This is a genomic window from Streptomyces sp. NPDC027672, from assembly GCF_055566335.1.
The window spans coordinates 363,724-382,396 of record NZ_JBVHSO010000008.1 but is presented as its reverse complement, the minus strand read 5'-3'; the positions used below and the strand labels follow the sequence as shown (position 1 = coordinate 382,396).

Sequence of the window (18,673 nt, the reverse complement as noted above, 5' to 3'; positions counted from 1 at the left end):
TCACGTCCCCGCGAGCGGCAGCGCCGCGGCGACCAGCCGGCCGCTCGCCGCCGCCTTGTCCAGCGCGTCGCGCAGCAGGTCCTCCCGGGGCTGGCGTCCGATGGAGCCCACCGGCGCCGCGAACAGCAGCACCTGCTGGTGCTTGTTGGCGGCGGCCCGCCAGCCGTCGGTCACCTGGAGCGGCTGGTGCGCCTGCCACCACGCCACCGGCTGTCCGCCGTTGCTCCCCGGCTGGAGCACCGCGTGCAGCCGGCCCACGGCCAGCAGGACGGACCAGCCGTGCAGCACCGGAGGCACGGAGGACAGCTCGGTCACCGGCAGGAAGCCCTGTTCGACCAGGAGGGGCAGGAAGTCGTCGCCGGGGCCGGCCGTGCCCGGGCGGACGATCGGCGAGGTGGGCTCGACGACGAGCGCGGGGTGCAGCTCGCCGTCGAGCAGGACGAGGCCGCTGGTCACGCCGAGCACCGCCTGCTCGGGCACGGTCCTGTCCGGCACACCGCCGGGCACCTGCTCGTCCGCGGCGCCGATGGACCGGACGGCGCCCTGCAACTGCTCCTCCGTGACCTGGACGACCTGCGAGGGCAGGCAGCCGGCGTGGGCGAAGGCGAGGACGGCGGTCTCGTCGCCGACGAACAGGACGGTGCTGGTGCGCTCCTGCTCGGAGTCGCCCGGGGTGCGACAGGACGTGCAGTCGTAACTGCCCGGGGCGTTCTCTCCGGCGAGCAGCCGGTCGGCTTCTTCGTCGCCGATCTCGGCGCGTACGGCGTCGCTGACGTCGAGCATGCGCGGCACGGGTGGCTCCCTCGGGATGGGGTGCTGGGGTCGGCCGGGTGGCTCCCGGCCGATGAGCCCCCGGGGTTGCGGGCTCATGAAGAAGACAACGGGCGTCCTGTGGTGGGAGTCACGCCCCGGGCCGGACCGGTTCGGACCTTCCGCCGTACGCGGTCACCTTCGGTGCGGTTTCGGCCACGGACCGTCAACTCCGGATTTCTTCAAGGAACTTGAAGAGGTGAGGTGGGTCACAGGCCGACGCGGCCGGTGGTCGAAAAATCGGGAAATCGAACCATGTAGTGGGTGACCGGAAATCGCCGCTACCTCCGGTAACGGGCAACTGGCCTGGCCGGACGGCGGGTTGGTTGATTCCCGCGGCCCGTCCTCCCTAGATTCCTCCGCCGTGTGCAACGAGCACCGCTCGGGTACGTCCGCCGGCCGGCGTCAGGCAGAGCACAGCGCCTGCACCGGTCACGACGGGCGGGGCGGGGCGCGCGGCGGCCGCGGGTCATGCGCGGCCGGGGCGTGCCGCGTCCGGGGGAGCCCGGGTTCGTGGAGAGGGAACTACATGTCCGAGTGTGCCGATACCACCCGTAGCACCGCCCGTCCCGACAGCGCCCGCAAGGGCCGCACCACGGCCGCGCTCGCCGGGGCCGCCCTGCTGGCCCCGCTCGGCCTGCTGGCCGCGACCGGCAACGCCGCCGCGGCGGACAACGGAGTGTGGGACCGCATCGCCCAGTGCGAGAGCGGCGGCAACTGGCACATCAACACCGGCAACGGCTACTACGGCGGGCTCCAGTTCTCCGCCTCGACCTGGCGCGCGTACGGCGGCACCGCCTACGCCCCGACGGCCGACCAGGCCTCCAGAAGCGCGCAGATCTCCGTCGCCACCCAGGTCCAGCAGGCCCAGGGCTGGGGCGCCTGGCCGGTCTGCTCGGCCCGCGCCGGGGCGTACGGCGCCGCCCCCGCGGCGGCCCGCACCGGCTCCGCCGGTACGCCGTCGTCCCAGGGCGGCACGACGACGAAGTCCGCACCGGCCGCCTCCGCACCCGCAGCCTCCGCCCCTGCGCGGACACCGGAGCGTCCGGCCACCGGCACCGGCCGCGCCGCCTCCAGCGGCGGCTACACCGTCCGCGAGGGCGACACGCTGAGCATCATCGCCGCCCGTCACGGGACCACCTGGGAGCGGATCTACGCCGCCAACAAGGCCGTCATCGGCGACGACCCCGACCTGATCGTGCCCGGCCAGAGCCTCGCGCTCTGAGCGCCGGCACACCGCGCGACCGCGGCCGCCGTCCCGGCACACCCGGGGCGGCGGCCGTCCGCGTCCCTCTTCCCGGCGGCCGTGCGGCCGGCGCGGACCGGGGTGGACCGGTGCGGCGGCGGCCGGGGGACCGGAGCCCGGGCCGTGCGGGATCCGCGCGCACCAGCGGTGCCGTGTCCCCGTCGGGCGGTCGGCGCGCTGCCCGCCGGGAGTCGTCGGACGGCCGTGTGCCGAATCCGTGAAAATTCCCATGGCCCGTCAGCTGCGGTACGCCCGCACGGGATTGCCCGACAATCGCGTCCCGGCCCCGCCCCGATCCCCACTGCGGCGCTTTCCGCAGGTAATTCGGCAGGCCCTTCCGGCGCGCGTAAAATGTGTTCGAATACCCCGGTAAGCCGAACGGAAACCCCCGTACGTGTGACGGTGTCCGGTAAAACGCGGAACGGGAAGCTGTGACGAAGATGTGACCGGGGGCGGACACTTCTCATACCCGGCCGTGCCCGGCTAGCGTGGCCCCATGGCACCGATCATCCCTCCGCCGGCGGAGCCCCAGGACAGTCCCGACGGTTACGTCGGCCTCGACGCGGCGCACGCCGAGCGCCTCGCCCGGCGGCGCGGCTGGCCGACGGTGCGGTCGCTGCCGCCGGGCGCGATCATCACCATGGAGTACCGGGCCGGACGGCTGAACTTCGAGGTACGGGACGGCCGGGTGGCCCGCGCCTGGAAGGGCTGACCTCCGGCGGTGACTCCCGGCGGCGCGGCCCGGCGCTCCGGACGCGGCTACGGCGAAGGCCCCGGCTCCCTCTCCGGGAGCCGGGGCCATCGTGCGGCCGGGCGTCGGCGGTGGCGCGGCGCGCGAAGCGGTGGTGCGTACCGGACTTCGCCGCCGTGGCGCTCCGTACCCGCCCTGGCGTTTCGTGCCCGCCGTCAGCCGCCGGTCAGCGGGCGGGCGGCCGGCTGGGACGTGCCGCGGGGCAGGCGGTCGGCGTGCGGCGGCCGGCGGCTGCCCGCCGGGGTGACCGGGGTGCGCTCCGAACGGGCCGTGTGCGGTCCGGGTGCCAGGTGCACCAGGCCCCGGGAGGCCCGGGTCGAGGCGACCGGCTCGCGGGCCGGCTGTTCCGCCGGGGAGCCGAGCGGCCGCAGCAGGACCGGTGCGACCGGGACGGCGGGCTCGGGCACGGTCCGGCCGCGGCGGTCGCGCCAGCGGTCGCGCAGGTCGAACAGGACCAGCTCGGCCCTGGCGATCAGCGGCTCGCACCAGGGCAGCGCCAGCAGGATCAGCAGACCGGCGGCCCAGCCCAGCAGCACGTCGCTCAGCCAGTGCGTACCGAGGTAGACGGTGGTGAGGCCGACGCCGAGCGAGGTGACCGCGGAGAGGGCCGACAGCCAGCGGCGCGCGCGCGGAGTGGAGGCCAGATAGGCGAGGATGCCCCAGGTCACGACCGCGTTGGCGGTGTGGCCGCTGGGAAATATATCGCCGCCCAGACCCATCTCGTTCGAGCCGATCACGGTCGCGTAGTGCGGGCCGAGCCGTCCCATGCCCAGCTTGGCGGCGCCGACGGTGACGTTCAGCAGCAGCAGCGAGGCGGCGAGGGTGAGCAGCGGGCGGACGGTGTGCTGCCGCCAGGAGCGCCAGCCCAGCCAGGCCGCGACCATCACGGCGGTGGGGCCGCGCTGGCCCAGCACCACGTAGTAGTCGAGGAACGCGTGGATCTGCGGCCACTGCTGGTACGGCCGGAAGAACATGACCTGCCAGTCCAGCCGGACGAGCCAGGACGTGGTGACGATGGCCCACACGATCGCGAGGTAGAAAGCCAGGGTCGCGGAGAACAGCACGACCCGGTGCCGGCTCATCCTCGGCACATCGATGTGGGCCGGTCGTTCCGGCTCACGGTCCAGTCTGGCGAACACCCGGTCCAGACGCCGGGTGAGGTTTCGTTCGGTACGCACCCAATCGACGTTACAGCGAGTGAGCTGTGTTCCCGGTCGAAACAGCGGCTTTGTGATGACGATGTGATGTGGGAAACGTCTCAAGGGCGCCCAGAATTCCCGGGATTCCGCAATCCGGGAAGCCCGGCCGGGTCAATTCCTTTGATCATGCCGGGTGTTGTTTATATGGCGCTTATGAATGCGTTAACCCGGTCCTGGCGTGGAATTCTCCCGGACGTCATCGGCCCGTCCTGTCGATCATGGCGGACCGGAACCGTTCAGCCAGAAGGCCCCGTAGACCGCCGCCAGGACCGCCAATCCCGCCGTGACCAGGGCCGAACGCGAGGTGCGCGCCCGGGCCAGGGCCCCGGCGAGCGGCAGCAGCAGCGGGAAGGCGGGTATCAGCAGCCGCGGCTTGGAGCCGAAGTAGCTCGACGCGCACAGGGCGAGGGCGAGCACGACACCCGTGTAGACCAGCAGCCCGGCCGGCTGGCGCTCGCGCACCCCGGTGACGTACAGCCAGATGAGCAGGGCCACCCCGGCGATCAGGCCGCAGCCGGCGAGGGCGGACGGGAACGACGTGAACTTGTCGGCCACGAAGCGGGCGAAGGCGTAGCCGCCGTCGAAGCCGTTGCGCCAGCCGGCCTGTACGTCCAGATAGCCCAGCGGGCCCCCGCCGGTGCGCCGGCCCACCCACAGGACGTAGCCGGCGGCCCCGAGCGGAGCGAGCAGCATGCCGAGCGCCCGGCGCGTGGCCAGGGCGCGCGGTGACGGGAGCGCGCCGGGCGGGCGGAGCGGCGTGTGCGGGGCAGGGAGTGCGCCGGTGGCGCGCTCGTCGTGGTGCGCGCCCGGCGCGTGCCGCGTGCTCCGCGCTCGCGCGAACGAGATCAGGGCCGCCGTCCACACCGCGGCGATCACCGCCACTCCCACCGGCCGGGTCAGCCCCGCCAGCGCCGCGAGCGCGCCGGCGCTCACCCACCGCCCGGTCAGCACCGCGTACAGGGACCAGGCCGCCAGCGCCGTGAACAGTGACTCGCTGTACGCCATCGACTGCACGACGCCGACCGGCAGCACCGCCCACAGCAGGACGGTGAAGAACGCCGCGCGGGGGCCGCGCACGTGCTCGGCGACCGCGAAGATCCCGGCCGCGGCGGCGAGCGAGGCCAGGACGCTCACCGTGAACCCGGCGTCCGCGTACGACAGCGGCGTGAGCGCGTGCAGCAGCCGCTCCAGCCAGGGCAGCAGCGGGTAGAACGCCAGGTTGGAGTGGACGTCCCCGTTCGGCAGCCGCACCTCGTAGCCGTAGCCCAGCTCGGCGACCCGCGTGTACCAGAGCGCGTCCCAGCGCGCGGTCAGCAAGGTGTGCGCGCTGGTGCCGCGCGCGGCGCTCCACACCGCCAGCACGGCCAGCCCCAGGGCGCGGACCGCCGCGTAGCCCAGCAGGGCCGGGGCCGCCCGGCGCGGGAGAGAGGCGCGGGGCGGGGCCGCGCGCGGGTCAGGATCGGTCACGGGCCCGATTATCGACGGCGGTCCGGACCGGACCTGCGGCCGGGTCACGGCAGGCCGGCCGCGGCGTGCTGTACGCCACACGGGTTGCCTCGCGCGGGTGAGAGGTCCGCCACGCGGCCCCGGGGCGGACTCGCGTACGCTGACGAGCCACCCGCGTGGGTTCGCGCGGGCCGGAGACGCCGCTCCGCTCCGGCCGCACGACAGGGAGTCCCCGTCCCGTCGGTCCGCCCCACGCGAGGGATCATCTGGGAGGTACGTACATGTCCGGGACGACCACGGCTGCCGTCCGGCAGCGCGGTCGGGCGGCCGGAGCCGGTGCCCACCGGTGGGTCGTCCTCGTCGTCCTCTGCGCCAGCCTGCTGCTCGTCGCCCTGGACGCGACCGTGCTGCACGTGGCGGTCCCCGCCGTCACCGAGGACCTCAGGCCCGGCGCCGTGGAACTGCTCTGGATCGTCGACGTCTATCCGCTGGTCTGCGCCTCGCTGCTGATCCTCTTCGGCACCCTCGGCGACCGGATCGGCCGCAGACGGGTGCTGCTGCTCGGCTACGGCCTGTTCGGCGTCGCCTCCGCCCTGGCCGCGTGGGCGGGGAGCGCGGAGCTGCTGATCCTGGCCCGCGCGCTGCTCGGCGCCGGCGGCGCGATGATCATGCCCGCGACGCTGTCGATCCTCCGCGAGGTCTTCCCGGACCGGCGCGAGCGGGCCGTGGCCATCGGCGTGTGGAGCGCGGTGGCGGCGGTCGGCGCGGCGGTCGGACCGCTGCTCGGCGGCTTCCTGCTGGAGCACTTCTGGTGGGGCTCGGTCTTCCTGGTCAACATCCCGCTCATGCTGATCAGCATTCCGGCGGGCCGGCTGCTGCTGCCGGAGTCCCGGGGCGCGGGCGACGGCCCGTGGGACGTGACCGGCGCGCTGCTGGCGGCGGCCGGGCTCTTCGGGGCCGTCCTCGGGGTGAAGCGGCTCGGCGGGGGAGAGGCGGCCGGCCTGTTCACCGTGGTGCCGCCGGCGGCCGGCTGCGCCCTCCTCCTGCTCTTCGTACGGCGGCAGCGCCGCCACCCGTACCCGCTGGTGGACCTGCGGATGTTCCGCCGGCCCGCGTTCGGCACCGCGGTGGGCTGCATCGTGCTGGCCATGCTTGCGCTGGTCGGCCTGGAGCTGATCGCCGCCCAGTACCTGCAACTGGTGCTCGGCCTGTCCCCGCTGGAGACGGGCCTCAGACTGCTGCCGCTGACCGTCGCGGCCATGGCGGCGGGCCTGGCGGGCGCGCGCGTCCTGCGCCGCTTCGGGCCGCGCCGGACGGTGTGCGCCGGCTTCTGCCTGACCGCCGTCGCGGTGCTGACCCTGACGGCGATGGGCGGCACCGACGACCCGCCGCTGCTGCTGACCGGCTTCGTGCTGCTGGGTCTCGGCCTGGAGACCACGCTCTTCGGCGCCTACGAGTCGATGCTGAGCGAGGTCCCGGCCGATCGGTCCGGCGGGGCGGCGGCGATCGGCGAGACGTCGTACCAGCTCGGCGCCGGCCTGGGCATCGCGCTGCTGGGCAGTGTGATGAACGCGGCCTACGCGCCGGGGCTGCGCGCGGTGCCGGGTGTGCCGCGGCGCGCGTCGGCCGCGGCGGGCCACTCGCTCGGCGAGGCCTACGAGGTCGCCGGCCGGCTCGGCGGGCCCGCCGGGGCCGCGCTGCGCCGGGCGGCGCGGGAGTCGTTCGTGCACGGGCTGCATGTGACGCTGCTGGTCAGCGCGGTCCTGCTGCTGCTGGGTGCGGTGCTGGCGCTGCGGCTGCCGCGGCTGATGCAGTGTGGTGCGGAGCCGGCCGGTGACGGGGTGGGACTGCCGGCGCCCCGGGAGGCGGAAGGCGGCGGCCCCGGCGCCGCGGGTCCCCGGCCGGCCTCCTCTGGACGTGCGGGACACCGCACCGTAACGTCGGCCGGAGAGCCGTAACTAGCGCTGCTAGTTTTGTCGAGTCTTCCTCCCGGAGGGTGTCTCATGTCCGCGTCCGCGAAGCTGCCCCCGTTCGACGCCGCCGACCCGCTCGGCATCGACGACCTGCTGGAGCCGGAGGACCTGGCCGTCCGGGACACCGTCCGCGCCTGGGCCGCCGACCGCGTGCTGCCGTACGTCGCCGACTGGTACGAGCGGGGCGAGCTGCCCGGCATCCGCGACCTCGCCCGGGAACTGGGTTCGCTCGGCGCGCTCGGCATGTCGCTCACCGGCTACGGCTGCGCGGGCGCGAGCGCCGTGCAGTACGGCCTGGCCTGTCTGGAACTGGAGGCGGCCGACTCGGGCATCCGGTCGCTGGTCTCCGTGCAGGGCTCCCTCGCGATGTACGCCATCCACCGGTTCGGCAGCGAGGAGCAGAAGCAGCAGTGGCTGCCGCGCATGGCCGCCGGCGAGGTGATCGGCTGCTTCGGGCTGACCGAGCCCGACCACGGCTCCGACCCCGCCGCGATGCGCACCCACGCCAAGCGCGACGGCGACGACTGGGTCCTCAGCGGCCGCAAGATGTGGATCACCAACGGCTCGGTCGCCGGGGTCGCCGTCGTCTGGGCGCAGACCGAGGAGGGCATCCGCGGCTTCCTCGTGCCCGCCGGCAGCCCCGGCTTCTCGGCACCGGAGATCAAGCACAAGTGGTCTCTGCGCGCCTCCGTGACCAGCGAACTGGTCCTGGACGAGGTCCGGCTGCCCGGTACGGCCGTGCTGCCGGAGGCCGTCGGGCTGCGCGGCCCGCTGAGCTGTCTCTCGCACGCCCGGTACGGCATCGTTTGGGGCGCGATGGGCGCCGCGCGCAGCAGCTTCGAGACCGCCCTCGACTACGCCAGGTCACGAGAGCAGTTCGGGCGGCCCATCGGCGGCTTCCAGCTCACCCAGGCCAAGCTGGCCGACATGGCGGTGGAACTGCACAAGGGGATTCTGCTCGCCCACCATCTGGGGCGGCGGATGGACGCCGGCCGCCTGCGTCCCGAGCAGGTCAGCTTCGGCAAGCTCAACAACGTCCGCGAGGCCATCGAGATCTGCCGTACGGCGCGGACGATCCTCGGTGCCAACGGGATCTCCCTGGAGTACCCGGTGATGCGGCACGCGACCAACCTGGAGTCGGTGCTCACCTACGAGGGCACCGTCGAGATGCACCAGCTCGTGCTGGGCAAGGCGCTCACCGGGCTCGACGCCTTCCGGTGAGCCCCGTCGACAGGCAGGGCCGGTGAACGGCCCTGCCTCAGCTCTGGTTGAAGAAGCCGTCGGAGCGGTGCGCGGACGCCTCACCGCTGATGATCTCCGTGTCGGCGGGGGTGAGCAGGAACACCCGGTTGGACACCCGGTCGATGGAGCCGCGCAGCCCGAAGATCAGCCCGGCCGCGAAGTCCACGACCCGCTTGGCGTCGCCGGGCTCCATGTTGGTGAGGTTCATGATGACCGGGACACCGTCCCGGAACAGTTCGCCGATGGCGCGGGCGTCCCGGAAGCTGTCCGGGGTCACCGTGCCGATCCTGCGGCCCTTGTCCTCGGCCGTGTCCGTGGCCACCTTCACCCGCGGGTCGGTGACCCAGGCGTCCCCGGACTCGGTGCCCTCGGAGTAGTCGTCGTCGTAATAGCGCTCGTCATCGTTGTCGTCGACGAGGCCGAGCCATGCACTCGCCTTGCGTACCGATCCCATGGACGCCTCCTCTCACAGCGTTCTCTCTTGCTTTCCGCACCCCTATGGTCATCCATGATGCGGACGGCGTGCCAAGTGGATAGACGCCGCGCGGGGGGTTTGTGACGGTACTGGTGCACAGCGGATCCGTCGAGAGTCCTTGTGCCCCAAGGGCCGAGACTCATACGGCTGCTGACTGAGAGTGAAATATGATTGTTCGCGGCGGACGGGTGACGGGCGGTGCGTCCGGGTGAACGCCGGACTCGTCACACAAACGCGGCGTGCGGGTCCCCGGCCGGGAACCCGCACGCCGCGCTGCCGTGCCGGACGGTGTCGCTGTCAGTTCGTCAGCTCCGGCGGGCTGATGCGGGATTCCTTGATCGCCGAACCCGTCGTGCCCCACTTCTTGAGGATTTTCTCGTAGGAGCCGTCGGACAGCAGCTTGTTGACGGCCGCCTGGAAGGCCGGCGTCAGCGCCGAGCCCTTCTTGAAGGCGAAGCCGACGTCCAGGCGGTGGTACTCGTTGAGGAACTTCAGTCCCTCCTGGTGCGCGACGGCGTAGCGCAGGCCGTTGATCGTGGACATCACCACGTCGCTGCGGCCCTGCTGGACCGAGGACCAGATCGCGCTCGGCTCGGCGTACGTCTGGATCTGGTACGCCTTCTTGCCCGCGTCGGCGCACACGTGCTTGTTCTGCTCCAGCGTGGCCTCGAACGTGGTGCCGGCGCCGGTCGCGATGTTCAGACCGCAGAGCTGCCTGAGGTCGGTGATCTTCGACAGCTTGCTGTCCTTGCGGGTGGCGAAGCCCTGCCCGTCGTTGACGTAGGTGACGAAGTCGATCGTCTTGCGGCGCTCGTCGGTGACGCCGAAGTTGCTCGCGCCGAAGTCGTACTTGCCGCTGTCCAGGGCGGGCAGGATCGCCTCGAAGCCGGCCTGCTCCACCTTCAGCTTGATGCCGAGCACCCGGGCGACCGCCTCGGTGAAGTCGACGTCCTGGCCGGTCAGGGTCTTGCCGTCGGAGAGGTAGGCGGTGCCGGGCGGGGTGCCCCCGACGCTGACCGCGACGGTGAGCTTCGTGGTGCCGGCGGGCAGCAGCTTCGCCGCGGCCGGGTCCTTGCGCACGCCGGAGACGACGTCCGTGGTGGGCACCTCGGCGTTCTTGGCCGCCACTCCGGAGGCGTCCGCGCCGCCCGGGCCGCCGGATCCGGAGCCGCAGGCGGTGAGCAGCAGGGCGGCCGAGGTGATCAGGGCGAAGGGCATGGCGTGCCGGTAAAGGGACGTACGCATCGGGTAGCGGTCTCCTGAAGCAGAAGGGTGTGCGGAAGCGCGAGGGGAGGGGAGCGCGTGTGAAGGCGGCAACGCGGAGAGAACGCGAGAAGGTCCGCCGCGAGGGGCGGACGCGCGCAGGGGGTCAGCTCAACAGGAAGAGGACCACACGCGACCGAAGTCGATGTGGGAGCGGGTGACCAGCCACTGCTGTGGATGCATGGGCCAAGTGGAACAGGCATCCGGTTCCGCGTCAACTGACTTGAGATGTACGGCTCACAGTATGGACAGCCTTGACAGTGCACCGAAACGCCCACGTACTCTCGACGCACGGTCCTGCTGAGGGGCTCGGCCGTATCCGCGCCGCGCGGCGCGCTCGTGTGAAGGCATCACCCGTTCCGACGATCCCACGCGTCACGGAGCCTTCCCATGTCATCCGACACCCTCGCCAAACTTCCCACCGCCTCGGACACACCCGAGCCCGCGGACGCCCCGCGGATCGTCCCGCAGCGCCGCTACGGCCAGTGGACGGCGGCCGCCGCCGTCCTCGTGCTGCTGGGGTTCGCCGTCAACTCCGTCCTGCGCAACAAGGCGTTCCAGTGGGACGTCGTCGCCGACTACTTCACCTCCGACTCGATCCTGCGCGGACTGTGGCTCACGCTGTGGCTGACCGCCGTCGTGATGGTCCTCGGCTTCGCCCTCGGCACCCTGCTCGCCGGGTTCCGGCTGTCCGCCAACCCCGTGCTGCGCGCGGTCAGCTGGGGTTACGTGTGGCTGTTCCGGTCCATCCCGATCCTGGTGCAGCTGCTGCTGTGGTTCAACATCGGGGCGCTGTACCCGCAGGTGCTCGGCGTGAAGACCGTCAACCTGCTCAGCCCGGTCGCCGTCGCGGTCGTCGGCCTCACCCTGCACGAGGCCGCCTACGCCGCCGAGGTCGTCCGCGGCGGCATCCTCTCCGTCGACCGCGGGCAGATCGAGGCCGCCCAGGCGCTCGGCCTCGGCCGGCTGCGGCGCTGGTGGCGGATCGTGCTGCCGCAGGCGATGCGCTCCATCGTGCCGCCCGCCGCCAACATGCTGATCGGCACCCTCAAGGGCACCTCGATCGTCAGCATCATCGCCGTCAACGACCTGCTGTTCTCCGCCCAGTTGGTCTACCACCGCACCTATCAGGTGATCCCGCTGCTGATGGTCGCCACCCTCTGGTACACCGTGGTCACCTCGCTGCTCGGCATCGGCCAGTACTACGTCGAGAAGCGCTACGCGCGCGGCACGGTGAACGCCCGATGAGGCGGCAGCTGGTGATCGTCGGAGCCGGGCCGCGGGGGACCGGCATCCTCGAACGCCTGGCCGCCAACGCGCCCGAGCTGTACGAGGGGGCGGGCCTGGACATCCATCTGGTCGACCCGCACCCGCCGGGCGGCGGACGCATATGGCGGCAGGCGCAGTCCCCGCTGCTGTGGATGAACTCGCAGGCCGAGGACGTCACCATGTTCACCGACGACACGGTGGTCATGGACGGCCCGGTCCGCGAGGGCCCCACCCTGCACGAGTGGGCCGGGCTGGCGGGCCGCACCTTCCCCGACCGCCGGCTCCAGGGCCGCTATCTGCGCTGGGTGTACGAACGGGCCCGGGACGCCCTGCCCCCGGACGTCACCGTCCACCACCATCCGCACCGCGCCCTGCGGGTCGACGGGCCGCGCGAGGGCCGGCAGCGGGTGTGGCTGGAGGGCCGCCCGCACCCGCTCCTCGCCGACCTGGTGATCCTCGCCCTGGGCCACCTGGACGCCGAACCCGACGGCGAACAGGCCGCACTGGCCGCCTACGCCCGGGAACACGGCCTGACCCACCTGCCGCCCGACTTCACCGCCGACAGCGACCTCTCCGCGCTCAAGCCCGGCGAACCCGTCCTCGTCCGCGGCTTCGGGCTGGCCTTCGTCGATCTGATGGTGCTGCTCACCGAGGGACGCGGCGGACGGTACGAGGGCGAAACGTATCTGCCCTCGGGGCGGGAGCCGGTGCTGTACGTCGGCTCCCGGCGCGGGGTGCCGTACCACTCCAAGATCGGCTACGACTGGACCGGCGACCGGCCGCCGCTGCCCCGCTTCTTCGGGCCCGCCGAGGCGGAGGAACTGCTGGCCCGGCCCGGTGGGTTCGACTTCCGGCGCGATGTGTGGCCGCTGGTCGAGAAGGAGCTGGGCTTCGCCCACTACCACCGGCTCTTCACCGCCCACCCCGGGCGCACCGCGATGGCCTGGGCCGACTTCGAGGAGAAGTACGCGGCGGCCGACGGCCCCGCCGAGACCCGGGCCCTGGTCGCCGCCGCCGTGCCCGACCCGGCCGACCGGCTCGACCTCGCCGCGCTCGACCACCCGCTGGACGGCGTGCGCTACGCCTCCCACGACGCCTTCCAGGACGGGCTGCGCGACTACATCGACGCCGACCTGCGCCGCCGGCACGACCCGGCGCACAGCCCCGACCTGGCCGTCTTCCTCGGACTGCTCTCCGTCTACGGGCAGCTGGTGCGGCTCGGGGACATCGGTCCCTGGTGGCACGGGTTCTTCAGCTACCTGGCGTCCGGGCCGCCCGCGCCCCGGCTGCGGCAGATGCTCGCGCTGTCCCGGGCCGGGCTGCTCCGGTTCGTCGGGGCCGGGATGACCGTCACCGCCGAGGACGGCGTGTTCCGGGCCGCCGGCGCCACCGTGCCCGGCTTCTCCGTCGAGGCCCGCGCGCTGGTGGAGGCCCGGCTGCCCGACCCCGCCGTCGGACGGGTCCGCGACGGCCTGCTGCGCGGCCTGCGCGCCGACGCCGCCGAGACCCCCGACGGACTGCTCCGGGTCGACCCCGTCGACGGCCGCGTCCTGGACACCGCCGGGCGCCCGCACCCGAGGCGGTTCGCGCTCGGCCCGTACACCGACACCCGCACCCCCGGCGTGTTCACCCGCCCGCGCACCGGTGGTCCCGCGTTCCGGCAGAACGACGCGACCGCCCGGGCGGTGCTGTCCTTCCTCCGCGCCCCACGAACAAAGGAACTCGCGCGATGAGCGTCATGGTCGACATCCGGTCGGTGCACAAGAGCTTCGGCTCGCTCGACGTGCTCAGGGGCATCGACCTCCAGGTGCGCGCCGGTGAGGTCACCGTCGTGCTGGGCCCGTCCGGCTCCGGCAAGTCCACCCTGCTGCGCACCATCAACCACCTGGAGAAGGTGGACCGGGGCGAGATCAGCGTGGACGGCGCGCTGATGGGCTACCGGCGGTCCGGGGACAAGCTGTACGAGCTGCCCGAACGCGAGGTCCTGCGGCAGCGCACCCGGATCGGGTTCGTCTTCCAGAACTTCAACCTCTTCCCCCACCTCACCGTCCTGGAGAACGTCGTCGAGGCGCCGGTGTCCGCGCTGAAGCGGCCCCGCAAGACGGCCGTGGAGAACGCGCGCCGGCTGCTGGAGCGGGTCGGGCTCGGGGACAAGGCCGACGCCTACCCGCGCCAGCTTTCCGGCGGGCAGCAGCAGCGGGTGGCCATCGCGCGGGCGCTCGCGCTGGAACCGAAGCTGCTGCTGTTCGACGAGCCGACCTCGGCGCTCGACCCCGAACTGGTCGGCGAGGTGCTGGACGTGATCCGGGACCTGGCGGCCCAGGGCACGACGATGATCGTCGTCACGCACGAGATCGCCTTCGCCCGGGAGGTCGCCGACACGGTGGTGTTCATGGCCGACGGCCGGATCGTGGAACAGGGGCCGCCGGCCGCGGTGCTGGGCGCTCCGCGGGAGGAGCGCACCCGGGCGTTCCTGGCGAAGGTGCTGTGAAGGTGGGGGACATGGGGCCGGGGTACGGCACCGCACGGCCGGGGCGGCAGGGACGTACGCCCGCGCGGCGGGCACGGGGGTGCCGGGGATGAACGGGCTGCTGCATCTGGCCGCCGCCCTCGACCAGCCGGACGCCGCCGGCCGGCCCGGTGTGCTCGACGGCGGGGCCTGCGCCGAGCTGGCCCGGCTCGCCGAACGCGGCGGGCTGGACTTCGTGACGCTGGACGACTCCTTCGCCCGGCCCGGACCCGACGCGCTCGGCGTGCTGTGCCGGGTGGCGCCCACGACCCGGCGGATCGGACTGGTGCCGACGGTCACCACCACCCACACCGAGCCCGTCCAGGTGCAGGCCGCCGTGGCCACCCTGGACTGGATCAGCCGGGGCCGGGCCGGCTGGCGGATCGACGTGTCCGCCACCGAGGGGGAGGCCCGGCTGTTCGGCCGCCGGCACGCGGCACCCGCCGACGCCCTGTGGCAGGAGGCCGGCGAGGTCGCCGACGTGGCCGCGCGGTTATGGGACAGCTGGGAGGACGGCGCGGAGATCCGGGACGTGGCCGCCGGCCGCTTCCTCGACGGCGACCGGGTGCACCGCGTCGACTTCACCGGCACCGCCTTCTCGGTCCGGGGCCCGTCGACCGTGCCCCGGCCGCCGCAGGGCCACCCGGTCCGCGTGGTCGACGCCACGGACGGCCCCGCCCGCGCGGTCGCCGCCCGGTACGCGGACGTGGCCCTGGTCCGGGCCGCCACACCCGCCCGGGCCGCCGAGGCCCGTGCCGCGCTGCGGGAGGCCGCGGCCGCCTGCGGACGCGGCCCGGACGTGCCGCGGGTCCTGGTGAGCCTGCTGGTGGACCTCGGCGACGGCGAGCACGCGGCCGAGCCGGGGCACGGCGGCGGCGGTCCGCGGATCACCGCGCAGGGCCCGCTGTACCGGGGCGGCCCGGTCGACCTCGCGGAGCTGGTGGCCGGCTGGCACGCCGAGGGCGTCACGGACGGCTTCCACTTCGTCCCGGTCGCACCGCGCCGCGATCTGGAGCGGCTGGTCAACGGCACGGTGGCACTGCTCCAGCACCGCGGTCTGTTCCGCACCTTCTACCCGGGCGGCACCCTGCGCGAGCACCTGGGCCTGGCCCGGCCCGCGGGCCGGTACGCCCTGACCGGGGGAGCCTCGTGACCGTACGCCACCAGGTGCATCTGGCGGCCCTGGCGCCGGGGGCCGGCCGGGACGGCGACGCGGCCGGCCGGTCGGTGTGGGCCGGCACCCGCGCCGGCTCACGGCTCGCGTTCGCCACCTACGAACGGCTCGCCGGCACCGCCGAGCGCGGTCTGTTCGACTTCCTCCTGCTCGACGAGGAACCGCCGCTGCCCGAGCACCGCGGCCGGCTGCACGAGCTGGACCCGGTGGGCGGGCCCGAGCCGGTCGCCGTGCTGAACGCGCTCGCCGGGATCACCACCCGGCTCGGACTGGCCGCCACCGTGAACGCCGTCTTCGGGGAGCCGTACGAACTCGCCCGCAGGCTGGCGACCCTGGACCACCTCAGCGCGGGCCGGGCGGGCTGGCGGGTGACGGCGCCGGCGGATGTCCGCCGGGGCCCGGACCACCGCTTCGAAGGGCCCTTCGACCCCTGTGGCCGGGCCGCCGAACTCGTCCTGGCGGCCCGGCGGCTGTGGGATTCGTGGGGCCCCGGCGGGGAGCCCCGGCCGTTCGTCCACCGCGGCCGGTACTTCGACATCGCGGGCGAGTTCGGGCTGCCCCGCTCGCCGCAGGGGCAGCCGGTGGTGATCCAGTCCGGGGAGACCGAGCGGGCCCGGGAGCTGGCCGCGGCCTCGGCCGACGTGCTCCTGGTCCGGCACGCCCCGCCGGGCCCGGCCCGGGCCCGGTACGCCGACGTCAAACGGCGGCTCGCGGCGTACGGCCGTGCCCCGCGCGACCTGCGGATCATGCCCCGGATCACCGTCGTCCTCGGGGACACCGCGGCCGAGGCGCAGGAGCGGGCCGCCGGGATCAGACGGCACCTGGTCACCCCGCGGTACGCGCTGTACGCGCTGGAGCGGGTCTGGGGAACGGACCTGTCCGGATACGACCCGGACGGCCCGCTGCCCGACAGCGAGCCGGAGACCCGGGACCCCCGCCTGCGCGCGCTCGCCGCCCGCTGGCGGGCGCTGGCCGAGGAGAAGGGGCTGTCCGTCCGGGAGACGGTGATCGAGGCGAGCGGCCGGCAGTCCTTCGTCGGCACGCCCGACACGGTCGCCGCCGACCTGCACCACTACGCCGGGCAGGGGGCCGCCGACGGGTTCGTCCTGGTGCCGCAGCTCCCGGCCGGCGGGCTGGAGGAGTTCGTGGACCGGGTGGTGCCGCTGCTCCAGGAACGCGCCGCGTTCCGCACGGAATACCGGGGCGACACGCTCCGCTCCCATCTCGGGGTGCCGGGAGGGATCACCGATGAAAGGAACCTGAGATGACGACCGATGCGTCCGACGCCTGGAAGCAGTGGCACGAGCAGCGGGTGGAGAGCGTCTCGGCGCCCTACGGACCGCTCGCGCTGACCGCGACACACTGGATCGAGGACTATCCGGAGGGTCGACTTCCGGACATTCCCGGGAACTGGGTGGCGGACGGCGACGCCGTGGTCCTCACCGCCGCCGCGGCCGACGGCCTGACCGTGTCCGGACGGCCCTTCGCGGGCGAGGTCCGGCTGGCCGCCGACCAGGGCCCGGAGGCCGAGTCGCAGGTCGCGCTGGGTGCGCGGCGGCTGGTCGTCCTGGTGCGCGAGGGCGTGTGGGGCGTGCGGGTGTACGACCCCGAGTCCGCCGCCCGGCGGACCTTCCCGGGCATCGAGGCCACTCCCTACGACCCCCGCTGGGTGGTGCCGGGCCGGTTCACGCCGTACGAGAGCACGCGCACGATCCGGGTCGGCAACGCCGACGGCCGTGAACGCGGCTTCGCCCTCGCCGGCGAGCTGACGTTCCCGCTGGCCGGCCGGGAGCGGACGCTGAAGGTCGCGCAACTGCCGGACGGGCGGCTGTGGGCGGTGTTCGCCGACGCCACCAGTGGGAGCACCAGCTTCCGGTTCCGCTTCCTGTATCCGCAGGCACCGGACGCCGAGGGGCGCACGAGCGTCGACTTCAACCGGGCCCAGCTCCCGCCGTGCGCCCTCGCCGACCACTTCATCTGCCCCTTCCCGGCCCCCGGCAACACGCTGGACGCGGCCGTCGAGGCGGGTGAGCGCCGCGTGGGCTAGGGGTCCGGTGGTGGGGAGCGTGGTCCGACGGCCGAAAGGCACTCTTGTGCCGACCGGCCGTTCGGCCGAATACTCCCCACCAGCGCTTGTCAGGGGCATGCATATGCCGAATCCGGCCGGGTCCCTGGCTGCGCCTCACGGGCCCCGACCCCACGCGGGCCCCCGACTTCCCTTGGAGGGAACGAAACGTGAGGATCAAGCGCACCACTCCCCGCGCCGGCACCACAAGACGCACCCGGCTGACCGCCGTGGCCGCCGGCTTCCTCGCCGCCGCCGCGTTCGCCGCCCCCACCGCCAACGCCGGTGACGCCCACACGTTCAGCGCCGCCCAGCTCACCCAGGTGAGCGACTCCGTCCTCAAGGCCGACGTCCCCGGCACGGCCTGGGCGGTGGACGCCCGGACCCACCGCGTCGTGGTCACCGCCGACAGCACGGTGACCCAGGCCGGGATCGCCAAGATCAAGAAGCAGGCCGGCGCGGCCGCGGACGCCCTGGTCGTCAAGCGCACGCCGGGCAAGTTCAACAAGCTGATCTCCGGCGGCGACGCCATCTACGCGAGCAGCTGGCGCTGCTCGCTGGGCTTCAACGTCCAGGACTCCAGCGGCGCCTACTACTTCCTGACCGCCGGGCACTGCACCGACGGCGCGGGCACCTGGTGGTCGGACTCCTCCCACTCCACCACGCTCGGCACCACGGCCGGCTCCAGCTTCCCCGGCAACGACTACGGCATCGTGCGCTACACCAACAGCTCGGTCGCCAAGTCGGGTTCCGTGGGCAGCCAGGACATCACCAGCGCGGCCACGCCCTCCGTGGGCACGACCGTCTACCGGCGCGGCTCCACGACCGGCACGCACAGCGGCCGGGTCACCGCGCTCAACGCGACGGTCAACTACGGCGGCGGCGACGTCGTCTCCGGTCTGATCCAGACCACCGTCTGCGCCGAGCCCGGCGACTCCGGCGGCCCGCTGTACGGCGGCACCACGGCCTACGGCCTGACCTCGGGCGGCAGCGGCGACTGCACCTCCGGCGGTACGACGTTCTTCCAGCCGGTCACCGAGGCGCTGAGCGCCTATGGAGTGCACGTCTTCTGACCGGCCCCGCACCGGTCCGGCCCCCGCGCGCCCCAGGGCACGCGGGGGCTTCGTCATGCGGTCGCGCAGATGTTTGCGCAGGTCGGAGGGGGTGCTCCGATAAGTCGTACACATGTTCGGAATGGAGGTAGGGTGGGGAGAGAAGTAGGGAACTAGTGTTCGAGAGTCGTTCGGGACT

The 18,673-nt window shown here is 73.4% G+C and carries 16 protein-coding genes; 11 read left to right on the top strand and 5 right to left on the bottom strand.

The window, feature by feature from the left end; genetic code table 11:
* Positions 1–792 (bottom strand): hypothetical protein, encoded by a 792-nt coding sequence (locus ACZ4SV_RS21705; protein ID WP_365878200.1) that lies wholly within the window; start codon positions 790–792, stop codon positions 1–3.
* A 547-nt stretch (positions 793–1,339) separates the two neighbouring features.
* Between ACZ4SV_RS21705 and ACZ4SV_RS21700 the strand changes: the two genes are divergently transcribed.
* On the top strand, positions 1,340–2,035 hold the full coding sequence (locus tag ACZ4SV_RS21700) for a LysM peptidoglycan-binding domain-containing protein (RefSeq protein ID WP_365878198.1): 696 nt from the start codon (positions 1,340–1,342) through the stop codon (positions 2,033–2,035).
* 517 nt (positions 2,036–2,552) lie between these two features.
* Positions 2,553–2,768, top strand: coding sequence for an I78 family peptidase inhibitor (locus ACZ4SV_RS21695; protein ID WP_468006036.1), 216 nt, complete (start codon positions 2,553–2,555; stop codon positions 2,766–2,768).
* 194 nt (positions 2,769–2,962) lie between these two features.
* Here the strand turns inward: ACZ4SV_RS21695 and ACZ4SV_RS21690 are convergent, their stop codons facing one another.
* Positions 2,963–3,985, bottom strand: coding sequence for a phosphatase PAP2 family protein (locus tag ACZ4SV_RS21690; RefSeq protein ID WP_468006035.1), 1,023 nt, complete (start codon positions 3,983–3,985; stop codon positions 2,963–2,965).
* A gap of 237 nt (positions 3,986–4,222) precedes the next feature.
* Positions 4,223–5,473: a glycosyltransferase family 39 protein gene (locus ACZ4SV_RS21685; protein WP_468006034.1), complete on the bottom strand. Its 1,251-nt coding sequence runs from the start codon at positions 5,471–5,473 to the stop codon at positions 4,223–4,225.
* 260 nt (positions 5,474–5,733) lie between these two features.
* Here ACZ4SV_RS21685 and ACZ4SV_RS21680 point away from each other — a divergent pair, with 260 nt between their 5' ends.
* Both ACZ4SV_RS21680 and ACZ4SV_RS21675 read left to right on the top strand, forming a co-directional pair.
* Complete coding sequence (locus ACZ4SV_RS21680; RefSeq protein ID WP_365883305.1) at positions 5,734–7,410, top strand: MFS transporter; 1,677 nt, start codon at positions 5,734–5,736, stop codon at positions 7,408–7,410.
* Between the two features lie 45 nt (positions 7,411–7,455).
* Entirely contained in the window at positions 7,456–8,646 is a 1,191-nt protein-coding gene (locus ACZ4SV_RS21675; RefSeq protein WP_365883306.1) for an acyl-CoA dehydrogenase family protein, read from the top strand.
* A 37-nt stretch (positions 8,647–8,683) separates the two neighbouring features.
* On the opposite strand, the gene ACZ4SV_RS21670 is transcribed toward ACZ4SV_RS21675, so the two are convergent.
* Together ACZ4SV_RS21670 and ACZ4SV_RS21665 are read right to left on the bottom strand one after the other, a co-directional pair.
* A complete protein-coding gene (locus ACZ4SV_RS21670; RefSeq protein WP_103812297.1) occupies positions 8,684–9,121 on the bottom strand; it encodes a cell division protein SepF in 438 nt (145 codons plus the stop codon).
* Between the two features lie 318 nt (positions 9,122–9,439).
* Positions 9,440–10,387, bottom strand: coding sequence for an ABC transporter substrate-binding protein (locus ACZ4SV_RS21665; RefSeq protein ID WP_365877615.1), 948 nt, complete (start codon positions 10,385–10,387; stop codon positions 9,440–9,442).
* Between the two features lie 408 nt (positions 10,388–10,795).
* Here ACZ4SV_RS21665 and ACZ4SV_RS21660 point away from each other — a divergent pair, with 408 nt between their 5' ends.
* The 7 genes from ACZ4SV_RS21660 (at position 10,796) to ACZ4SV_RS21630 (ending at position 18,495) form a co-directional block, all read left to right on the top strand.
* Complete coding sequence (locus tag ACZ4SV_RS21660; protein WP_365877618.1) at positions 10,796–11,653, top strand: amino acid ABC transporter permease; 858 nt, start codon at positions 10,796–10,798, stop codon at positions 11,651–11,653.
* Positions 11,650–13,407, top strand: coding sequence for an FAD/NAD(P)-binding protein (locus ACZ4SV_RS21655; protein ID WP_365877620.1), 1,758 nt, complete (start codon positions 11,650–11,652; stop codon positions 13,405–13,407). The genes ACZ4SV_RS21660 and ACZ4SV_RS21655 overlap by 4 nt, the downstream gene beginning before the upstream one ends.
* Positions 13,404–14,165 carry an amino acid ABC transporter ATP-binding protein gene (locus tag ACZ4SV_RS21650; RefSeq protein WP_365877622.1) on the top strand — a complete coding sequence of 254 codons (762 nt, stop codon included), beginning with the start codon at positions 13,404–13,406 and terminating at the stop codon, positions 14,163–14,165. Before ACZ4SV_RS21655 ends, ACZ4SV_RS21650 begins: the two co-directional genes overlap by 4 nt.
* Positions 14,166–14,253: 88 nt before the next feature.
* Positions 14,254–15,336: an LLM class flavin-dependent oxidoreductase gene (locus tag ACZ4SV_RS21645; protein WP_468006033.1), complete on the top strand. Its 1,083-nt coding sequence runs from the start codon at positions 14,254–14,256 to the stop codon at positions 15,334–15,336.
* On the top strand, positions 15,333–16,625 hold the full coding sequence (locus ACZ4SV_RS21640) for an NtaA/DmoA family FMN-dependent monooxygenase (RefSeq protein ID WP_468006032.1): 1,293 nt from the start codon (positions 15,333–15,335) through the stop codon (positions 16,623–16,625). The genes ACZ4SV_RS21645 and ACZ4SV_RS21640 overlap by 4 nt, the downstream gene beginning before the upstream one ends.
* Positions 16,622–17,404: a DUF1684 domain-containing protein gene (locus tag ACZ4SV_RS21635; protein ID WP_468006031.1), complete on the top strand. Its 783-nt coding sequence runs from the start codon at positions 16,622–16,624 to the stop codon at positions 17,402–17,404. Before ACZ4SV_RS21640 ends, ACZ4SV_RS21635 begins: the two co-directional genes overlap by 4 nt.
* 188 nt (positions 17,405–17,592) lie before the next feature.
* Positions 17,593–18,495: a S1 family peptidase gene (locus ACZ4SV_RS21630; RefSeq protein WP_468006030.1), complete on the top strand. Its 903-nt coding sequence runs from the start codon at positions 17,593–17,595 to the stop codon at positions 18,493–18,495.
* The last annotated feature ends 178 nt before the right edge of the window (positions 18,496–18,673 follow it).